The 19,448-nt window shown below is 70.9% G+C and carries 16 protein-coding genes; 7 read left to right on the forward strand and 9 right to left on the reverse strand.

Annotation, left to right across the window (positions count from 1 at the left end; genetic code table 11):
- Nucleotides 1–161 (reverse strand): FtsK/SpoIIIE domain-containing protein (locus tag ABZ484_RS25340; protein ID WP_358868246.1); only part of this gene is annotated, 161 nt, incomplete at its 3' end.
- A 153-nt stretch (nt 162–314) separates the two neighbouring features.
- Between ABZ484_RS25340 and ABZ484_RS25345 the strand changes: the two genes are divergently transcribed.
- The 5 genes from ABZ484_RS25345 to ABZ484_RS25365 all read left to right on the forward strand — a co-directional run bounded on the left by ABZ484_RS25345 (nt 315) and on the right by ABZ484_RS25365 (nt 10,080).
- The gene (locus ABZ484_RS25345) at nt 315–4,601 is read left to right on the forward strand and encodes a discoidin domain-containing protein (RefSeq protein WP_358868214.1); all 4,287 of its coding nucleotides are present in this window, start codon (nt 315–317) and stop codon (nt 4,599–4,601) included.
- 341 nt (nt 4,602–4,942) lie between these two features.
- Complete coding sequence (locus ABZ484_RS25350) at nt 4,943–6,358, forward strand: extracellular solute-binding protein (protein WP_358868215.1); 1,416 nt, start codon at nt 4,943–4,945, stop codon at nt 6,356–6,358.
- A 147-nt stretch (nt 6,359–6,505) separates the two neighbouring features.
- Nucleotides 6,506–7,465 carry a sugar ABC transporter permease gene (locus tag ABZ484_RS25355; RefSeq protein ID WP_358868216.1) on the forward strand — a complete coding sequence of 320 codons (960 nt, stop codon included), beginning with the start codon at nt 6,506–6,508 and terminating at the stop codon, nt 7,463–7,465.
- 16 nt (nt 7,466–7,481) lie between these two features.
- Nucleotides 7,482–8,357 carry a carbohydrate ABC transporter permease gene (locus tag ABZ484_RS25360; RefSeq protein ID WP_358868217.1) on the forward strand — a complete coding sequence of 292 codons (876 nt, stop codon included), beginning with the start codon at nt 7,482–7,484 and terminating at the stop codon, nt 8,355–8,357.
- A 118-nt stretch (nt 8,358–8,475) separates the two neighbouring features.
- A complete protein-coding gene (locus ABZ484_RS25365; RefSeq protein WP_358868218.1) occupies nt 8,476–10,080 on the forward strand; it encodes a glycoside hydrolase family 13 protein in 1,605 nt (534 codons plus the stop codon).
- Nucleotides 10,081–10,104: 24 nt separating this feature from the next.
- On the opposite strand, the gene ABZ484_RS25370 is transcribed toward ABZ484_RS25365, so the two are convergent.
- Both ABZ484_RS25370 and ABZ484_RS25375 read right to left on the reverse strand, forming a co-directional pair.
- The gene (locus tag ABZ484_RS25370) at nt 10,105–10,758 is read right to left on the reverse strand and encodes a phosphoribosyltransferase family protein (protein ID WP_358868219.1); all 654 of its coding nucleotides are present in this window, start codon (nt 10,756–10,758) and stop codon (nt 10,105–10,107) included.
- Nucleotides 10,759–10,802: 44 nt separating this feature from the next.
- Nucleotides 10,803–11,288: a DUF2267 domain-containing protein gene (locus ABZ484_RS25375; RefSeq protein WP_358868220.1), complete on the reverse strand. Its 486-nt coding sequence runs from the start codon at nt 11,286–11,288 to the stop codon at nt 10,803–10,805.
- A 149-nt stretch (nt 11,289–11,437) separates the two neighbouring features.
- Between ABZ484_RS25375 and ABZ484_RS25380 the strand changes: the two genes are divergently transcribed.
- The gene (locus ABZ484_RS25380) at nt 11,438–12,145 is read left to right on the forward strand and encodes a CBS domain-containing protein (protein WP_358868221.1); all 708 of its coding nucleotides are present in this window, start codon (nt 11,438–11,440) and stop codon (nt 12,143–12,145) included.
- A 71-nt stretch (nt 12,146–12,216) separates the two neighbouring features.
- On the opposite strand, the gene ABZ484_RS25385 is transcribed toward ABZ484_RS25380, so the two are convergent.
- Both ABZ484_RS25385 and ABZ484_RS25390 read right to left on the reverse strand, forming a co-directional pair.
- Nucleotides 12,217–13,089 carry a universal stress protein gene (locus ABZ484_RS25385; RefSeq protein WP_358868222.1) on the reverse strand — a complete coding sequence of 291 codons (873 nt, stop codon included), beginning with the start codon at nt 13,087–13,089 and terminating at the stop codon, nt 12,217–12,219.
- Nucleotides 13,086–15,101 (reverse strand): aconitate hydratase, encoded by a 2,016-nt coding sequence (locus ABZ484_RS25390; protein WP_358868223.1) that lies wholly within the window; start codon nt 15,099–15,101, stop codon nt 13,086–13,088. Before ABZ484_RS25390 ends, ABZ484_RS25385 begins: the two co-directional genes overlap by 4 nt.
- A 286-nt stretch (nt 15,102–15,387) precedes the next feature.
- On the opposite strand from ABZ484_RS25390, the gene ABZ484_RS25395 reads away from it, so the two are divergent.
- Nucleotides 15,388–15,660, forward strand: coding sequence for a DUF6343 family protein (locus ABZ484_RS25395; protein ID WP_358868247.1), 273 nt, complete (start codon nt 15,388–15,390; stop codon nt 15,658–15,660).
- 81 nt (nt 15,661–15,741) lie between these two features.
- On the opposite strand, the gene ABZ484_RS25400 is transcribed toward ABZ484_RS25395, so the two are convergent.
- The 4 genes from ABZ484_RS25400 to ABZ484_RS25415 form a co-directional block, all read right to left on the reverse strand.
- Complete coding sequence (locus ABZ484_RS25400) at nt 15,742–16,410, reverse strand: dienelactone hydrolase family protein (protein ID WP_358868224.1); 669 nt, start codon at nt 16,408–16,410, stop codon at nt 15,742–15,744.
- Between the two features lie 129 nt (nt 16,411–16,539).
- Nucleotides 16,540–16,992, reverse strand: coding sequence for a YbhB/YbcL family Raf kinase inhibitor-like protein (locus ABZ484_RS25405; protein ID WP_358868225.1), 453 nt, complete (start codon nt 16,990–16,992; stop codon nt 16,540–16,542).
- Between the two features lie 89 nt (nt 16,993–17,081).
- Nucleotides 17,082–18,296, reverse strand: a complete 1,215-nt coding sequence (locus tag ABZ484_RS25410) for an acyl-CoA dehydrogenase family protein (RefSeq protein WP_358868226.1) — start codon at nt 18,294–18,296, stop codon at nt 17,082–17,084.
- Between the two features lie 5 nt (nt 18,297–18,301).
- Nucleotides 18,302–19,345: a phosphotransferase family protein gene (locus tag ABZ484_RS25415; protein WP_358868227.1), complete on the reverse strand. Its 1,044-nt coding sequence runs from the start codon at nt 19,343–19,345 to the stop codon at nt 18,302–18,304.
- Nucleotides 19,346–19,448: the final 103 nt, after the last annotated feature.

Below are 19,448 nucleotides of genomic sequence, written 5' to 3' on the forward strand. Positions count from 1 at the left end.
TGTTGGAATAAATCGTATCGTCTCTCCATTTCAGCTACTATTTTTTCCAATGCTTGTGCTGCTTTATGTGGATTAGTTACAACTGGTATTAATATCCCTGGGCCTGGACACCCTCGTGGCGCCCGGCCGAGGCCGGCTCCGTTTCGCCGTGCGCCACACACAATTCACGGTTCCTGAGCCGTAGACGAGTTGACAATCTTCTGGAACTCTCTGAGCGTCCTACGCAAGTTGGCGACATCGCACCGCCACTTGTCGACGTACCCAACAGAGCCGCGCCTCGCGGCATGAGACGCGAGGCCGAGAACGAGGGACTGATGAGATTCCGCAGACGGGGATCACGGGCGCTGAGCGCCGTGATCGTGAGCAGCCTCCTGGCCCTGGTCGGTCCGGTCGTGACCGCCCGGGCCTCGGGAGGACCGAACATCGCGCTGGGCGACCGGGCCTCGGCGAGCAGCGCCCTGAGCGACTACTCCGCGGCGAACATCACCGACGGCGATCAGGGCACCTACTGGGAGGCCTCCGGGTCGGACTTCCCGCAGTGGGTACAGGCCGACCTCGGAAGCACGCAGAACGTGGACGAGGTCGTCCTGAGACTGCCGGCGTCGTGGGAGAGCCGGGCCGAGACCCTCTCCGTGCAGGGCAGCGCCGACGGGACCAGCTTCAGCACGCTGAAGACCTCGGCCTCGTACACCTTCGGCCCCGGATCGGGCAACACCGTGACGGTGGCCTTCCCGGCGGCACGCACGCGCTTCGTACGCATCGCCGTCACCGCCAACACCGGCTGGAAGACAGCCCAGTTGTCCGAGCTGGAGGTGCACGCCGCCGACGGCTCCTCGGCGAACCTGGCCGCCGGCCACACCCTGACCGCCAGCAGCCACACCCAGGTCTACGCCCCCGCGAACGCGGGCGACGGCAACCGGGCCACCTACTGGGAGAGCGACAACAACGCCTTCCCGCAGTGGCTCCAGGCCGACCTCGGATCCTCCGTGCGCGTCAACCGCGTCGTGCTGCGGCTGCCGGCCGGCTGGGACAGGCGCAGCCAGACGCTGAAGATCCAGGGCAGCACCAACGGCACCGACTTCACCGACCTGACGGCCTCCCAGGCGTACACCTTCGATCCCGCGGGCGGGAACTCGGTGAGCATCGCCTTCGACGCCACCACCACCCGCTACGTCCGCGTCCTGGTCACCGCCAACAGCGCCCAGCCCGGCGCCCAGGTCTCCGAGCTGGAGATCTACGGCCCGGGCACCGGCGACACCCAGGCCCCCAGCGCCCCGGCCGGTCTCGCCTTCACCGAGCCCGCCACCGGCCAGATCAGGCTGACCTGGAACGCGGCCACGGACAACGTCGGGGTGACGGGGTACGACATCTACGCCGACGGGTCGCTGCTGAGCAGCGTCGCCGGTGACGTCACCACGTACACCGACACCCGGCCGACGAGCGAGACCGTGTCGTACTTCGTGCGCGCGCGCGACGCGGCCGGCAACCAGTCGGCCGACAGCAACACGGTGACCCGCACCGGCGACAAGGGCGACACCCAGGCCCCGACCGCTCCGTCGAACCTCGACTATACGGAGACGACGGACGGCAGGATCAAGCTGACCTGGACCGCCTCGTCCGACGACACCAAGGTCACCGGGTACGAGATCTACGCCAACAACGCCCTGCGCGACACCGTCACCGGTGACGTGACGACGTACACCGACACCCAGCCCGCGACGAGCACGGTGACCTACTACGTGCGGGCGAAGGACGCGGCCGGCAACAAGTCCGTCGCCAGCAACAGCGTGACCCGCAACGGCAGTGGAGGCGGCGGGTCCAACCTGGCCGTCGGCAAGCCCATCACCGCCTCCTCCGTGGTGGACACCTACGTAGCGGCGAACGCCGATGACAACAGCGTGACCACCTACTGGGAAGGCGCGGCCGGAAGTTACCCGAACACCCTCACCGTCAAGCTCGGCGCCAACGCCGACCTGGACCGTCTCGTGCTGAGGCTGAACCCCGACCCGGCCTGGTCCAAGCGCACGCAGACCATCGAGGTCCTGGGCCGGGAGCAGAGCGCCGACGGCTTCACGTCCCTGGTGAGCGCCAAGAGTTACACCTTCGATCCGGCCGACGGCAACAGCGTCTCCATTCCGGTGTCCGCCCGGGTGGCCGATGTGCAGCTGAAGTTCACGGCCAACTCCGGTGCCACGGCGGGCCAGGTCGCCGAGTTCCAGGTGATCGGCGTCCCGGCGCCCAACCCGGACCTGGAGGTCACCGGGCTGACCGTGTCGCCCACCGCCCCGGTGGAGTCGGACCCCATCAGCGTCTCCGCCACCGTACGCAACAGCGGTCCGGCCGACGCACCGGCCAGCAGCCTGGCCGTGCGCCTCGGCGGCTCCAAGGTCGCCACCGCGCAGGTCGGTGCCCTGGCGGCCGGCGAGAGGACCACCGTCACCGCGTCCATAGGCCGGCGGGACGCCGGTTCGTACCAGCTCAGCGCGGTCGCCGACGACGGTGACGCGGTCATCGAGCAGAACGAGTCCAACAACACCTACACCAGTCCCGATCCGCTGGTGGTCAAGCCCGTCGACACCTCCGACCTCGTGGTGTCCTCGGTGACCACCTCGCCGTCCAGCCCGTCGGCCGGCCAGAACGTCACGTTCAAGGTCAGGCTGAAGAACCAGGGCACCCAGCCCAGCGCCGGGGGTGACCACGGTGTCACGCTCACCCTGGCCGACTCCCAGGGCGACACGGTCAAGACACTCACCGGCACCTACACGGGTGTCCTCGCCGCCGGTTCCTCGGCCGACGTGGACCTCGGCACCTGGACCGCCGCCAACGGCTCCTACACCGTGAAGACCGTCGTCGCCGCCGACGCCAACGAGGTGCCGGTCAAGCGCGAGAACAACACCTCCACCCAGCCGCTGTTCGTGGGACGCGGCGCGAACATGCCGTACGACATGTACGAGGCGGAGGACGGCACCCTCGGCGGGGGCGCCACCGTCGTCGGCCCCAACCGCACCGTGGGCGACATCGCGGGCGAGGCCTCCGGCCGCAAGGCCGTCGAGCTGGACCGGACGGGGGAGTACGTCGAGTTCACCACCCGGGCCGCCACCAACACCCTGGTGACCCGCTTCTCCATCCCCGACGCGCCGGGCGGCGGGGGCATCGACTCCACCATCGACGTCTACGTCGACGGCGTCTTCAAGAAGGCGCTGCCGCTGACGTCGAAGTACGCCTGGCTCTACGGGGCGGAGAGCGCGCCCGGCAACTCCCCGGGCTCGGGAGCCCCGCGGCACATCTACGACGAGGCGCACATCCTGCTGGGCGAGACCGTTGCGAAGGGCAGCAGGATCCGGCTCCAGAAGGACGCCGCCAACACCTCGACCTACGCGATCGACTTCATCAACCTGGAACAGACCGCACCGGTCGCCAACCCGGACCCGGCCGCGTACACCGTGCCCGCCGGGTTCACCCAGCAGGCCGTGCAGGACGCCCTGGACAAGGTCCGCATGGACACCACGGGCAAGCTCGTCGGTGTCTACCTGCCGCCCGGCGACTACGAGACGTCGAACAAGTTCCAGGTGTACGGCAAGGCCGTGAACGTGGTCGGCGCCGGCCCCTGGTACACGACGTTCCACGCGCCGTCGACGCAGGAGAACACCGACATCGGCTTCCGGGCCGACGCCACGGCCAAGGGCTCGCTGTTCAAGGGCTTCGCCTACTTCGGCAACTACACCTCGCGCATCGACGGCCCGGGCAAGGTGTTCGACTTCTCCAATGTGTCGGACATCGTCATCGACGACATCTGGAACGAGCACATGGTGTGCCTCTACTGGGGCGCCAACACCGACCGCATCACGATCAGCGACTCGCGGATCCGGGACATGTTCGCCGACGGCATCAACATGACCAACGGCTCCACGGACAACCATGTGACCAACAACGACGCGCGCGCCACCGGCGACGACAGCTTCGCGCTGTTCTCGGCGATCGACGCGGGCGGCGCGGACGAGAAGAACAACGTCTACGAGAACCTGACGACCACCCTGACCTGGCGGGCCGCGGGTGTGGCCGTCTACGGCGGCTACAACAACACCTTCCGCAACATCCGCATCGCGGACACGCTGGTGTACTCCGGCATCACCATCTCCTCCCTGGACTTCGGCTATCCGATGAACGGCTTCGGGACCGAGCCGACGACGTTCGAGAACGTGACCATCGAGCGGGCCGGCGGCCACTTCTGGGGAGCGCAGACCTTCCCCGGCATCTGGCTGTTCTCCGCGTCGAAGGTGTTCCAGGGCATCCGGGTCAACCACGTCGACATCGTCGATCCCACCTACAGCGGGGTGATGTTCCAGACGAACTACTCGGGCGGCCAGCCGCAGTACCCCATCAAGGACACGGTCTTCACGGACGTCTCCGTCTCCGGCGCCCACAAGAGCGGGGACGCCTACGACGCCAAGTCGGGCTTCGGCCTGTGGGCCAACGAGATGCCCGAGGCGGGCCAGGGCCCGGCCGTCGGTGAGGTGACGTTCAACGGGCTCAAGCTGAGCGACAACGCCGTCGACATCCGCAACACCACGTCCACCTTCAAGATCAACATCAATCCGTAGCGGCGCATCGCGACGGCGGGCCGCCGGCGGCCCGTGAAGCCGGTGCCAAGAGGCCGGTGCAAGCTCTTTGCGGAGCCTTGCACCGGCCTTGCGTGCGTTTGACGTCCAGGCCGACGCAGGGCCCCTGTACGGCCCGCTCGGGGTCCTGTGACACCGCGGGCCTCCGGCCTTGCGCAGTCTTCGCGCTCACGCAATCAACCTGGCTTGTCAAACAATTGCGAAATTGACGCGACATCTTGCGTTCATCTGCGGGCGGTGGTTGAGTGTGTCGCGCCCCACAACGCACCGCGTCGCACCGACGGTGGGGCGACCTCACCGTTCATGCCCGAAGGGGACCACCCATGAGAAGTGCCCGGTTCCGCCGTACCCGCCGCGCCAGCGCGGTCGCCCTCGTCTCCGCGCTCACGTTGACCGCGCTCGCCGCCTGCGGCACCAGCGCGAGCAACAACGGCTCCGGTGGTTCCGAAGGAGGTGGCTCCTCGGACCCGGCCGCCCCGCTGGACCCGAAGACCAAGGTGACCCTCACGATCGACTGCATGCCTCCCGCGGCGAAGGCGGCCGAGCTCAAGGAGTGGAAGGAGGACGTCGCCGAGTTCAACAAGAAGTACCCGAACGTACGGATCGAGGGCCGGTCCACTCCGGGCCAGTGCCTGGAGCCCCCGCGCTTCACCGCGATGCTGAAGGCCCACTCCCAGCCCGACGTCTTCTACACGTACTTCACCGACCTGCCGCAGGTGCTCGACAACAGCGGCGCCGCGGACATCACCGCCTACGTCAACGACAAGACGGTCCCGCTGCTGAAGGACATCGACCCGAACGTCCTGGCCTCGCTGAAGCACGACGGCAAGCTCTACGGCCTGCCCACCAGCAACTACACCATGGGCCTGCTCATCAACCGCAAGCTGTTCCAGCAGGCCGGCCTCGACCCCGACAACCCGCCGCGCACCTGGGACGAGGTCCGCGCCGCCGCCAAGAAGATCGCCGGCCTCGGCCACGGCATCGCCGGCTACGGCGAGTACAGCGCCGCCAACACCGGCGGCTGGCACTTCACCGCGCAGATGTACAGCCGCGGCGGCGACATCGTGGACCCGACCGGCAAGAAGGCCGCGTTCAACAACGACATCGGCCGCCAGGTGCTGCAGAACCTCCACGCCATGCGCTGGGAGGACGACAGCATGGGCAAGACCCAGCTGCTGAAATGGGGCGACCTCCAGAAGCAGATCGCCACCGACAAGCTCGGCATGTTCCTCGCCGCCCCCGACGACATCGCGTACATGGTCCAGCAACTCGGCGCCAAGTACGAGAACTTCGGCATGGGCCCGATCCCGGGCGAGAAGAGCACCCTGGCCGGCGGCAACAACTACATGATCAAGAACGGCATCTCCTCCGACAAGATCAAGGCCGCGATCGCCTGGCTGAACTTCAAGAACCTCACCGTCGGCAAGGGCCAGTTCGACTGGGCCCGCACCAAGGCCGACAAGCTCCCCGTGGGCGTCCCGCAGCCCAACTTCTGGCTCGGCGACTCCAAGAAGAAGGACGACGCCGCACGCAGGACCAACGCCACCATGCCGGTCGAGAACTTCAAGACGTTCATGGACAACCCGGTGCCCGGCAAGGCCGAACCGCCGAAGGCACAGGAGATCTACAAGGTCCTCGACAACGCGATGTCCGGCGTCCTCACCAACAAGGACGCCGACATCGACAAGCTGCTCTCCACCGCCGAGGCACAGGTCGACCAGGTCCTGGCCAACCAGTGACCGGTCCCCGGTGGGGGCGGCCCGAAGGACCCGCCCCCACCGGGCACACCGCGACCCGGTCCCGGCAGCACGGGACCCGACCACACGCGACCCCGGCGCGCCGGCAACCGGCGGCCCGGTACCGAGGCCCAGCACCAAGGAGAGACGATGGCGGCCCCCAGTCTGACCCCGAGCACGGCGGACCACGCCCGCCCCTCACCCCCGCGCACAGCGGCTCCCGCACCACCCGGCGGACGCCTCGCCAAGAGCCTGAGACGCAACCTCACCGCCCATGGCTTCCTCATCGGAGCGGTCGTCTGCTTCGCGGTGTTCTCCTGGTACCCGATGATCAGGGAGTTCCTCCTCGCCTTCCAGAAGACCGAGGACGGCCGTGTCACCTGGGTCGGCCTGCACAACCTCACCACCGTCTACCACGACCCGGCCTTCTGGCAGGCCTGGCGCAACACGCTGCTGTTCACCGTGCTCGCGCTGCTCCTCGGCTTCGCGGTGCCCTTCGTCACCGCGATCGTCATCAACGAGTTCCGCCACGGCCAGGGTTACCTCCGGCTGCTCGTCTACCTGCCGGTGATGCTCCCGCCGGTCGCCTCGGTGCTGCTCTTCAAGTACCTCTACGACCCCGGATACGGCCTGCTGAACGAGGTGTTCCGGGTCCTGCACCTGCCCGAGCAGCAGTGGCTTCAGGACCCCGACCTGTCGATGCTGTCCGTGGTCATCGCCTCGACCTGGATGAACATGGGCGGCGCCGCGCTCATCTACCTCGCCGCCCTCCAGGGCATCCCCGGCGAGCTGTACGAGGCGGCCGAACTGGACGGCGCCGGCCTGTTCCGCAAGATCTGGCACGTCACCATCCCGCAGACCCGGCTGATCCTGTCGCTGATGATGCTGATGCAGATCATCGCGACCATGCAGGTCTTCGTCGAGCCGTTCCTGCTCACCGGCGGCGCCGGACCCGAGGGCTCGACCACCACGGTCGTCTACCTCATCTACCAGTACGCCTTCAACTTCAACAACTACGGTGCCGCGGCGGCCCTCGGCCTGCTGCTGCTCGTCGTCCTCGCCGGGTTCTCGGCGGTGTACGTGAAGCTCAGCCGCAACGACCACGAGTAGCCGGGGGGAGACCCGCATGTCCACACGCACACTCATCTCACCGGCCCAGCTCGCCCGCCCCCGCGGCAAGGTCCTGTACTGGACCGTCTTCGCGCTGGTCGTCGTCGCCTTCACCCTGGTGTTCCTCGGCCCCCTTTACTGGATGGCCTCCAGCGGTGTGAAGGACGCGCAGGAGGTCGTCCAGACGCCGCCCACCCTGGTGCCGAAGTCGTTCACCCCGGGCAACTACAGCCGCGCCTGGGACGTCATGGGCCTGTCCAGCCTGCTGTTCAACACGCTCTTCTACGCGTTCGGCGCGCTGGCCTTCCAGCTCGTCCTGGACGTCGCCGCCGCGTACTCGCTGTCCAAGCTGCGTCCGGTGCTCGGCAAGGCGATCCTCGGCATGATGCTGGCCACGCTGATGATCCCGGCGACCGTGCTGGTCGTGCCCCAGTACCTGACCGTCCTGGACGTGCCGATCGTGCACCGCAACCTGCTGAACACGCCCTGGGCGATCTGGCTGCCGTCGGTCACCAACGCCTTCAACATCTTCCTGCTGAAGCGGTTCTTCGACTCCGTCCCGAAGGAACTCCTGGACGCCGCGTCGATGGACGGCGCCTCCCCGATGCGCGTCCTGTGGTCGATCGTGCTGCCCATCTCCCGGCCGATCCTCGGTGTGGTGTCGATCTTCGCGGTCGTCGGCGTCTGGAAGGACTTCCTCTGGCCGATGCTCACCCTGCCCGATCCGTCGAAGCAGACCCTCAACGTGGGCATCTACTCGCTCTCCAACGGCGTTCCCGTCAACGTCCTCATCGCCGCACTCACGATCGCCTCGCTGCCGACGCTGATCGTGTTCCTGGTGTTCCAGCGGAACATCATGAGCGGCCTCACCGCCGGCGGACTCAAGGGCTGAGCGCGCCCCCGCGCGCCGCCCCCCGCCTTCCTTCTCACCAGCCTTCGCCGCCGGCCCGTCCGACGCCCCGCAGCCCCGGGCCGGCGGCGAAGATCCACCCTGCCCGAAAGGACCTCACGTGGCAGTCCCTCACTCGCCCCGCACCGACGACTGGTGGCGCGACGCCGTCATCTACCAGGTGTATCCGCGCAGCTTCGCCGACGGCGACGGCGACGGCACCGGGGACCTCGCGGGAGTCCGGGCGAGACTGCCCTACCTCGCGGAACTCGGCGTCGACGCCGTCTGGTTCACCCCTTGGTACGCCTCCCCGATGGTGGACGGCGGCTACGACGTCTCCGACTACCGCACCATCGACCCCGCCTTCGGCACCCTCGCCGAGGCCGAGAAGCTCATCGAGGAGGCCGCGGAACTCGGCATCCGGATCATCGTCGACATCGTCCCCAACCACGTGTCCGACCGGCACCCGTGGTTCCGCGCCGCACTGGAGGCGGGACCCGGCAGCCCGGAGCGGGAGCTGTTCCACTTCCGGCCCGGCCGCGGCGAGAGCGGCGAGCTGCCGCCCAACGACTGGCCGTCGCAGTTCTCCGGCCCGACCTGGACCCGGGTGCCCGACGGCGAGTGGTACCTCCACCTGTTCACTCCCGAACAGCCCGACCTCAACTGGGCCCACCCGGCCGTCCGCCAGGAGCACGAGGAGATCCTGCGCTTCTGGTTCCAGCGCGGAGTGGCCGGCGTGCGCATCGACTCCGCCGCGCTGCTCGTCAAGGACCCCGCGCTCGCCGACTTCGAGGAGGGAGTGGACCCGCACCCGTACATCGACCAGGACGAACTGCACGACATCTACCGCTCCTGGCGGGCGATCGCCGACGAGTACGGCGCCGTGTTCGTCGGCGAGGTCTGGCTCCCGGACGCCGAGCGCTTCGCGCGCTACCTCCGTCCCGACGAACTCCACACCGCCTTCAACTTCAACTTCCTCACCTGCCCCTGGGAGCCGGACCGGCTGCGCCGGGCCGTCGACGACACCCTCGCCGAGCACGCACCCGTGGGGGCCCCGGCCACCTGGGTACTGTGCAACCACGACGTCACCCGGACCGTGACCCGCTACGGCCGCGCCGACACCTCCTTCGACTTCGCCACGAAGACCTTCGGCACCCCCACCGACCTGCGGCTGGGCACCCGGCGTGCGCGCGCCGCCGCCCTGCTCACCCTCGCCCTGCCGGGCTCGGTCTACCTGTACCAGGGCGAGGAGCTCGCCCTGCCCGAGGCCGAGGTGCCGCTGGACCGCATCCAGGACCCCATGCACTTCCGCTCCGGGGGCGTCGATCCCGGACGCGACGGCTGCCGCATCCCGCTGCCCTGGAACCAGGACGCGCCCTGGTGCGGCTTCGGGGCGGGGTCCGAGCCCTGGCTGCCGCAGCCGGCGGACTGGGCCGGGTACGCCGTGGACCGGCAGCGCACCGAGCCGGAGTCGATGCTCAGGCTCTACCAGGAGGCCCTGCGGCTGCGCCGGACCGCCGCCGGCTTCGGCGACGGCCCCATGACCTGGCTGCCGGCCGACGACGGTGTCCTGGCCTTCGCCCGGACCCACGGCCTGGTCTGCGTGGTCAACCTCTCCGGCCGCCCCGCCGGACTCCCGCCGCACCGGACGCTGCTGCTGGCCAGCGGCCCGCTGGACGCCGACGGCCTGCTGCCGCCCGACACGGCGGTGTGGCTGCGCACCTGACCGCCGAGCCGGCACGGAGGCGTCTCACGCCGTGGCGTGGAAGGTGCGGAGCGTGTCGACCACCTCGGAGTCCGAGAGCTGGGCGAAGTCCTCGTACCACTCGCCGACCGCGCGGAAGGACCCCGGCTGCTCCAGACACACCACGTCGTCGGCCTCGGCGCGCAGCTCGTCCGCCGCGCGAGGGCTGCACACGGGCACGGCCAGGACCAGCCGTCCGGGGTCCTGGCGGCGCAGATGGCGCAGGGCGGCGGTGGCGGTCAGGCCGGTGGCGAGACCGTCGTCGACCAGGACCACGGCCCGGCCGCGGACGTCCGGCGCGGGGCGGCCGCCCCGGTACACGTGCTCCCTGCGGCGCAGTTCGTCGCGCTCCCGGGTGACCTCGGAGTCGAACGCGTCCTCGGTGAGCTCCAGGGCGTCCAGGCTGCGGCGGTCGAACACCGGGGGCTCGTCGTCGACGACGGCGCCGACGGCCGTCTCCGGACGGCCGGGCGCGCCGATCTTCCGGGCGACGAGGACGTCCAGCGGCGCGTGCAGAGCGCGGGAGATCTCGGCGGCGACGGGCACCCCGCCGCGGGGCAGGGCGAGGACCAGCCGGTTGACGAGATCACCGGAGTCCGCCCATTCCACGAGTCTCAGGGCCAGTCGCCGGCCGGCGTCGGTGCGGTCACGGAAAGGCACGGTCGTCCTCCCGGCACGTGCGTGCGGGCCGGGTCGTCCGCGGGTCAGGTCTGCTCACTGCTCGCCGCCTGCCGGGTCCCTGCCTGCGGGCTCCCTGCCTGCGGGCTCCCTGCCTGCGGACCGGTCCTGCCGAACAGCTCCGCGTACCGCGTCGGCAGCCGGGACAGGAGATGGTCGACCCGCCCGCCGGGGACGGCATCGGCGACGGTGGACAGGACGGCGCACGCGTCCCATTGGGCGGTCCGCGGCCGGGCGCCGGTCTGCTCGGCCACGCGCCAGAGGAACTCCTCGAGGCCGAAGGACTCCGGGCGGCCCCGCTCCAGGTGCAGTGCCTCGTCCAGGGGCGCGGGCAGCCGGGCCGCCAGGTCGTCGGCCTCCTCGGGGGCGATCCGGGTGGCGAGCACCCACAGGACGGCCGTGCTGACGTGCTCGGCCTCGTCCCGGCTCTGGTACTCCCCGCGGTCGCGGACCTCGTTCAGGAACTCCTCCAGTTGCACGGCGCCCTCCTGCCGTCCGCCGCCGATCCGCACGCCCGGATCCCGGGTGCCCCACGGCCGGGCCGGGAAACGGCCCCCGCCGTGTGGGCCGTACCGGCTCGGGTACCCGGCCGGCCAGGAGGGACCTCGCCGGCCGGCACCGGCCCCGGAGGAGTACGAGGACGCCCGGAGGGAGCGGAACGATGCCGACGCGACTGATGGACCGGCAGGAAGTGTTCCGTCTCGTGGAGCAGGAGATGGCCCAGCTGGTCGAGGTGCTGCCGCAGGAGCCGTACGAGCTGGTCCATCTTCCGGGCGCGCTGCGGATCGGGCTGCGCGACCTGGACCGGCAGGCCCGGGAGCGGCTGGACCTCGCCCGGCCCGTGATCGTCTACTGCGCCGACGAGTTGTGCGACCTGAGCCCGCGGGCGGCGGCCCGGCTCGAACAGCTCGGCTTCCGCCAGGTGTACGACTACGTGCCCGGCAAGGCGGACTGGCTCGCGGCGGGGCTGCCGAGGGAGGGAGCGCTGGCCTCCACACCGCTGTCCGGGGACGTGGCCGACCGCGACGTGCCCGTCTGCACGGTCGCCGAGTCGATCGACGAGGCCCTGGCCAGGCTGGACGAGACCGGGCGGCGGGTGGGCGTGGTGACCGACGCCGAGCAGGTGGTCATCGGCCTTCTCCGGCACGAGGACGCCGCCGCCCGCACCGGGGGAGTCGTGGACGACGTCCTTCGGCCCGGCCCGGCCACGGTCCGTGCCGACCAGCCACTCGTCCCGCTGCTGGAGCGCATGACACGATCGGGCACGACGGCCGTACCGGTCACCGATCCGGAGGGACACCTCCTCGGCCTGCTGGAACGCGAGGACATCGAGCGGGTCGTGGCCCGCCGGGAGGCCGTGGCCGGCTGAACCGGAAAGGGACCACCGGGACGGAGGTCCGGAAGTCCGGAGGTCCGGAAGTCCGCAGGACCGGGAAGGGACTACCGCACGGGGACGATGGCGACAGGGCAGGCCGCGTGGTGCAGTACCGCGTGCGTCACCGAGCCCAGCGGCAGCCCCAGCCGGCCCTCGGCCGGGTGACGCGGAAGCACCAGCAGGCCGGCCTCCTTCGATGCCTCCACCAGCGCGGAGGCGGGCGCGCCCGCGACCAGCTCGGTGACCACGTTCACCTCGGGAAACTCCTTCCTCGGACGGGCGGCCCGGCTCAGCAGTTCCGCGTGCTCGTGCCGCTCCTCGTCCACGTCGTCCACCTGCGGCACCGTGAGACCGGCATGGCGCAGCGGCGTCCAGGCATGGACCAGGCGGACGGTGGCCCGGCGGCGGTCCGCCTCGGCGAGGGCGAACCGTACGGCCGGCTCGTCCCGGTCGTCGCGTATCCCGGCCACGATGTCGCCGCCCGTGGCGGGGTCAGGGGCGCCATGGGTCACGACCACCGGACGGCCGGCGTGCGCGGCCGCCTTCAGGCTCACCGAGCCGAGCAGCAGTTCGGCGAAGCCGCCCCGCCCGCGGGTGCCGAGCACGATCATGTCGGCGTCCGCGTCCTCGGCCGCGTCGAGGACGGCCTCCGCCGGGTCGCCGTGGACGAGGGCGGTGTCCACCGGCAGCCGGGGATGCCGGGAGGCGACCAGTGTCCGGCAGTCGTCCAGCATGCCGGTGGCCGCCTCGAAGACCTCCTGCGTGAGGCCCGCCCCGGTCTCGTCGTAGCCGACCTCGGGGCCGGGGCCGACGGAGTGCACGAGCCGCAATGCCCGGCCGCTCGACTCGGCTTCGGCGGCCGCCCAGTTCAGGGCGAGCCGGGAGTGCGGCGAATCGTCGACTCCCACGAGGACCCTGCCATGGTGTTCGTCGGTCATCGGTGTCGTTCCTCGGTCGTAGGGCCGTTCCCTCCCGCACAGCGGGCGAGGGCGGGGATGGCGCCTCCGGCCAGGACGGCCCGGCGCTGCCGGTCGGAGAGCCGGTGGTGGAGGCGGTAGCGCTCGTCACGGGTGGTGTTGTGGGCGGTGAGCGTCGAGGGGCCCCGGGGCGCCAGCGCCTCGTGGAGTCCGTCGAGGCGCAGCCGGTCGCCGGGCTGGATGCGCGCGTGGTCGGCGGGGTCGTCGAACTCCAGGGGCACGACACCGAAGTTGGCCAGGTTCTGCCAGTGGATCCGGGCGTAGGACTTCGCGATCACCGCGCGCAGCCCCAGGTACCGCAGGGTGATCGCGGCGTGTTCGCGGGAGGAGCCCTGCCCCCAGTTCTCGCCCGCGACGATCACATGCCCGCCGCCGTCCCGCAGTTCGGCCGCGCGCCGCGGATAGTCGGCGTCGAGCCGGGTGAGGGTGAACTCGGAGAGTTTGGGGATGTTGGAGCGGTAGGGGAGCGCCCTGGCCCCGGCGGGTGAGATCTCGTCCGTCGAGACGTCGTCGCCGGCCGTCAGCAGGACCGGGACGTCGATGGTGTCGGGCAGCGGATCCAGCTCGGGCAGGGCGGAGATGTTGGGGCCGCGTTCCAGCTGGACATGGGCGGCTTCGTCGGGTGGCGGCGGGGACTCGAGCATCGCGGCGTTCACCGTGGCCTGCTCCGGCAGCTCCAACTCCGGGTACGGCACGTGGTGTTCGGACGCCCAGTCGCGCGGGTCGGTGATGGCGCCGGTCAGCGCGGAGGCCGTCGCCGTCTCCGGGGAGCAGAGCCAGACCGCGTCCTCCTCGGTGCCCGAGCGGCCAGGGAAGTTGCGGGGGAAGGTGCGCAGCGAGTTCCGGCCGACGGCGGGGGCCTGGCCCATGCCGATGCAGCCCAGGCAGCCCGCCTGGTGCAGCCGTGCGCCGGCCGCCAGCAGGTCGAAGGTGGCGCCCGCGCGGGTGAGGTCCTGGAGGATCTCCCGTGAGGTCGGGTTGACGTCGAAACTCACCGCGGGAGAGGTCTGCCGGCCGCGCACCATGGCGGCCGCCATGGCGAAGTCGCGCAGCCCCGGGTTGGCGGAGGAGCCGATCACGGCCTGCCCGATCGGTTCGCCCGCCACCTCGCGCACGGCGACCACGTTGCCCGGCGAGGTGGGCCGCGCGATCAGCGGCTGAAGACCGGACAGGTCGATGTCCTCCTCCAGGTCGTAGCGGGCGCCGGGTTCGGCGGCGATCTCGCGGAAGTCGTGCTCCCGGCCCTCGGTGCGCAGAAAGGCGCGCACGGCGTCGTCGGCGGGGAACACCGAGGTGGTGGCGCCCAGTTCGGCGCCCATGTTGGCGATCACGTGCCGGTCCATCGCGGTCAGGTGGGCCAGCCCCGGGCCGTGGTACTCGAGGACGCGGCCCACGGCGCCCTTGACTCCGTGCCGGCGCAGCATCTCCAGGATCACGTCCTTGGCGCTGGCCCACTCGGGCAGGGTGCCGGTGAGCCGTACGCCCCAGATCTGCGGCATGCGCACGTACAGCGGCTGTCCGGTCATGGCCAGCGCCACCTCCAGGCCGCCTACGCCGATGGCCAGCATGCCCATCGAGCCCGCGGCGCAGGTGTGGGAGTCGGAGCCGGCCAGGCTCTTGCCGGGGACGCCGAAGCGCTGCATGTGGGTGGGGTGCGAGACGCCGTTGCCGGGCTTGGAGTACCAGATGCCGTAGCGCCGGGCGGCCGAGCGCAGGAAGGCGTGGTCCTCCGCGTTGCGCTCGTCGGCCTGGAGCAGGTTGTGGTCGACGTACTGCACGCTCAGCTCCGTGCGCACCCGCTCCGGGCCGAGGGCCTCCAGCTCCTGCATCACCAGCGTCCCGGTGGCGTCCTGGGTGAGGGTCTGGTCGATCCGCAGGCCGATCTCCTCCCCGGCCACCATATGACCCTCGACGAGGTGCTCCTCGATGAGCCGGTGCGCCACCGTCCCGCCCGAACGCCGCTCGGTGACCATCGCGTCAGCCCCTTCCCGGTGTGGGTCCACGCTCGCCCGGTGGCGGCGCGCGCCGGATTCCCCGGACGTATCCCGCGTACCCGTCCCCGCGCGCCGTACCGCGGTTGGCCGTGATCGGGCCGGGTACCCGGGTGCGCGTCAGGTGGCAGCACGTGCGAGCGCCTGGAGGACGCACGCCATGACCGACGACAACCCGCGGCGGACCGACGGCGACCGGACCCCTCGATGGGCGGCACGGGACGACGCCCACCGGACGCGGGAACCGGTGCCGCGGGCGCGCTCCGGAATGATCGGCCGCCGCTTCCCGCGGACCGGCACCGAGCCGGCCACCGCGCAGAGCCCGCTGGGGCTGCGCCTGCTCCTGTCCGCCGTCTTCGTGCCGCTGTTCTGCGCGGCGGCGGCGTTCTTCGCGCTCTGGGCGGCCGACTGGAGCCCCGGCGACAGCCCGGCCCGCGGCGCCCTCGTCGCCGTCGCCGCCGTGTGCGCGGCGCTCGCCGTGTCGGCGGCGGTCGATCTGGCGGTGGTGGTGCGCCGGATGCGGCGTGAGCGCGGGGCCTGATCGTCACCCGCCCGCGCCGGTAGGTCACGGTCACGGGCGGGTCGTCTCGTCTCGTCGTCTCAGGTCACGGGTCGTCTCAGGTCACGGGCGGGTCGTCTCCGCGTACCGCCGGCGCTCCGCACACCACTCCTTGGAGATGTCGACGAGCTGGTCGAGCGCGTCCGGTTCCTGGAACAGGTGGGTGGCTCCGGGCACCACGCGCACGGCGTGGGGCACGTGCAGCCGGTGGGCGGCCCTCTCGGTCAGCCTCAGCACTCCGGGCTCCCGCCCGCCGGCCACGAACAGCACCGGGACGCGGACCCGCTTGATCGTGTCGGTCCCCGGGTCGGGCAGGCCGCCCCACAGCACCACGGTCAGCACCCGGTCCGGCAGGTCCGCCGCCGCTTCGAGCACCGAGCTCGCCTGGGTGCCGACCCCGAACAGGATGACCGGCATGGCCCGTGTGTCGGGCTGGATCTTGACCCAGTCGACCGTGGCCACCAGGCGGCGGGACAGCAGCGCCACGTCGAAGAGGTGCTCACCGCTCTCCGTGGCCCTGCGCTCCTCCTCCCTCTTGCTGAGCAGGTCCACCAGCAGGGTCGCGATCCCGGCCGCGTGCAGGCGGGCGGCGATCGACCGGCTGTGCGCGTTCTGCCGGGAACTGTCGACGCCGTGCGGGAGCACCGCGATCGCCTCGGCCGCCACCGGAACGGACAGGTCGCCGTCCAGGTTGACGCGATCGGCGGGCACCGACACCGTCTCGGACATCATGGGTCATCACTCCCCGGCCACTTGGCTTCGTAGGCGGACACATCCACACCTGGCTCGGGTACCCGCCCGGGACGCACCGGATTGCCCTGGTTCGGTACGGAATCCGGCAGGGGATCGGCCCAAGGGCCGTCACCGCCGGTAGAGCCCGACGAGGGTGCCGCTGGCGAGCTGCCGCTTCTCGACCTCCTCGTGCACCTGGGTGGCGCTGGGCGCGTCCGGGAGGACGCAGGGCTCCTTCAGCGCGTACAGGCGGAAGAAGTAGCGGTGCGGCTCGTCCCCCGGCGGGGGATGCGGTCCGCCCCAGCCCCGTTCGCCGTAGCCGTTGACCAGTTCGGTGCCGCCCGGCGGGCACTCGCCGGTGGCGACGCCCTCGCTGTGGGGATCGATGCCGACCACGGCCCAGTGCACGAAGGTGCCTGAAGGCGCGTCGGGGTCCTCGCACAGCAGCACGAGCTCGGCCGCGTCGTCCGGCGCGCCGCTCCACCTCAGCGGCGGTGAGACGCTCTCCGCCTCGAACGCGTACCGACGCGCGATGAAGGCGTGATCGTTGAAGGCGCTGCTAGAGAGTTCGATGCCAGCCATGCCTGCCGGGGTACCCCTCGGCGGTCGTCCCTACCCGAGGACGGAAGCCGGGGCGGTGAGGGGCCGGGCGGGCCCCTCACCGCCGGGGCTCACAGGTACTTCTTCAGCTCGCGGCGTGCCAGTGACCGCTGGTGGACCTCGTCCGGGCCGTCGGCCAGCATCAGGGTGCGCGCGCCCGCGTACAGCTCGGCCAGGGGGAAGTCCTGGCTGACGCCGCCCGCGCCGTGCAACTGGATCGCCCGGTCCAGGATGCCGACCACCGTGCGAGGCGTGGCGATCTTGATGGCCTGGATCTCGGTGTGCGCGCCCTTGTTGCCCACGGTGTCCATCAGCCAGGCCGTCTTCAGGACCAGCAGCCGCAACTGCTCGACCTGGACCCGGGCGTCCGCGATCCAGTTCTGGACGACGCCCTGCTGGGCCAGTGCCTTGCCGAACGCCGTGCGGGACACCGCCCGCCTGCACATCAGCTCGATCGCCCGTTCGGCCATGCCGATGAGCCGCATGCAGTGGTGGATGCGGCCCGGGCCGAGGCGGGCCTGGGCGATGGCGAAGCCGCCGCCCTCCTCGCCGATCAGGTTCGACACCGGTACGCGGGCGTGGTCGAAGACCACCTCGGCGTGGCCGCCGTGGTAGTGGTCCTCGTACCCGAAGACCCGCATGGCCCGCTCGACGGTGACACCGGGGGTGTCGCGCGGCACCAGCACCATCGACTGCTGGCGGCGGATGTCCGGCCCGTCCGGGTCGGTCTTGCCCATCACGATGAAGATCTGGCAGTCCGGGTGCATGGCGCCGGAGATGTACCACTTGCGGCCGGTGATGACGTACTGGTCACCGTCCCGTTCGATATGCGTGGTGATGTTGGTGGCGTCCGAGGAGGCCACCTCCGGCTCGGTCATCGCGAACGCCGAGCGGATCTCGCCCGCCAGCAGCGGCTCGAGCCACTGCTTCTTGTGCCGGTCGTCGCCGAACTGTGCCAGCACCTCCATGTTGCCGGTGTCCGGGGCCGCGCAGTTGGTGGCGGTGGGCGCCAGCTGCGGGGAGCGGCCGGTGATCTCGGCGAGCGGCGCGTACTGGAGGTTGGTCAGGCCGGCGCCGTACTCGGCGTCCGGCAGGAACAGGTTCCACAGGCCCTGCCGGCGCGCCTCGGCCTTCAGCTCCTCCACCACCGGCGGGTCCTGCCACGGCGAGGCGAGCCGCGCCCGCTGCTCGTGCGCGACCCGCTCGGCGGGGTACACGTACTCGTCCATGAAGGCGAGGAGCTTGGCGCGCAGCTCCTCGGTGCGCGCGTCGAACGCGAAGTCCATGATGGTCAGCCCTCCTGAAGGCCCTCGTGCAACGTGGTGAGGCCGTGCCGGATGAAGACGGGAACGAGGTCGCCGATGCGGTCGAAGCCGCGGCCGACCGTCTGGCCGAGCGTGTACCGGTAGTGGATGCCCTCGAGGATCACCGCGAGCTTGAACCAGGCGAACGCCGTGTACCAGTCGACGGCGCCCACGTCACGCCCGGAGCGTGCGGCGTACCGTTCGATCAGCTCGGCGGGCGAGGGGTGCCCGGGGGCCTGGGCGGTGGTGGACACGGGCGATTCGGGCATGCCCAGCGGGGTGGAGTACATCACCAGCAGGCCCAGGTCGGTGAGCGGGTCGCCGAGCGTGGACATCTCCCAGTCGAGGATCGCCTTGATCCTGTCGGCGCCGTCCACGGTCCCGATCAGGACGTTGTCGAGGCGGTAGTCGCCGTGCACCACGGTGGGCGCGGGGGAGGCCGGCAGCCGGCGGCCGAGAGTGGCGTGCAGCTCGTCGATGCCGGGCAGGTCGCGGTTGCGGGAGGCGTCCAGCTGCTTGCCCCAGCGGCGCAGCTGCCGGTCCAGGAACCCCTCGGGCCGGCCGAAGTCGCCGAGGCCCACGCCGGCGGGGTCCACCGCGTGCAGCTCCACCAGGGTGTCGACGAGCGACAGCACCGCGTTCCGGGTGCGCTCCTCGCCCAGCGGGGCGAGCTGGTCGGCGGTGCGGTAGGGGGTGCCCTCGACGAACTCCATGACGTAGAACGGCGCCCCCAGCACGTCCTCGTCCTCGCACAGCAGCACCGGGCGGGGCACCGGCACGCTCGTGGGGTGGAGGGCGCTGATCACGCGGTGCTCACGCCTCATGTCGTGCGCGGTGGCCAGCACATGGCCGAGCGGAGGCCGCCGCACGACCCACTTCGAGACGCCGTCCGAGAGCGCGTACGTCAGGTTCGACCGACCGCCCTCGATCAGCCGGCCGGTCAGGGGGCCGCGCACCAGGCCGGGACGCTCTCGGTCGAGCAGCCCGCGCAGCCGGTCGAGGTCGAGTCCGGGCGGGTGGTCAGGGCTCATCGAACGCTCCTGGGAACGAGACGACAACATCAGGTCCCGACCATCATCCTGACTAGTCGGTATGTCGTCCAGTCCGGGGTGCGCCCTGTGCGGCATCTCGCAG

This window comes from Streptomyces sp. NPDC006393, from assembly GCF_040628575.1.
In the GTDB taxonomy this organism is placed as follows: Bacteria; Actinomycetota; Actinomycetes; order Streptomycetales; family Streptomycetaceae; genus Streptomyces.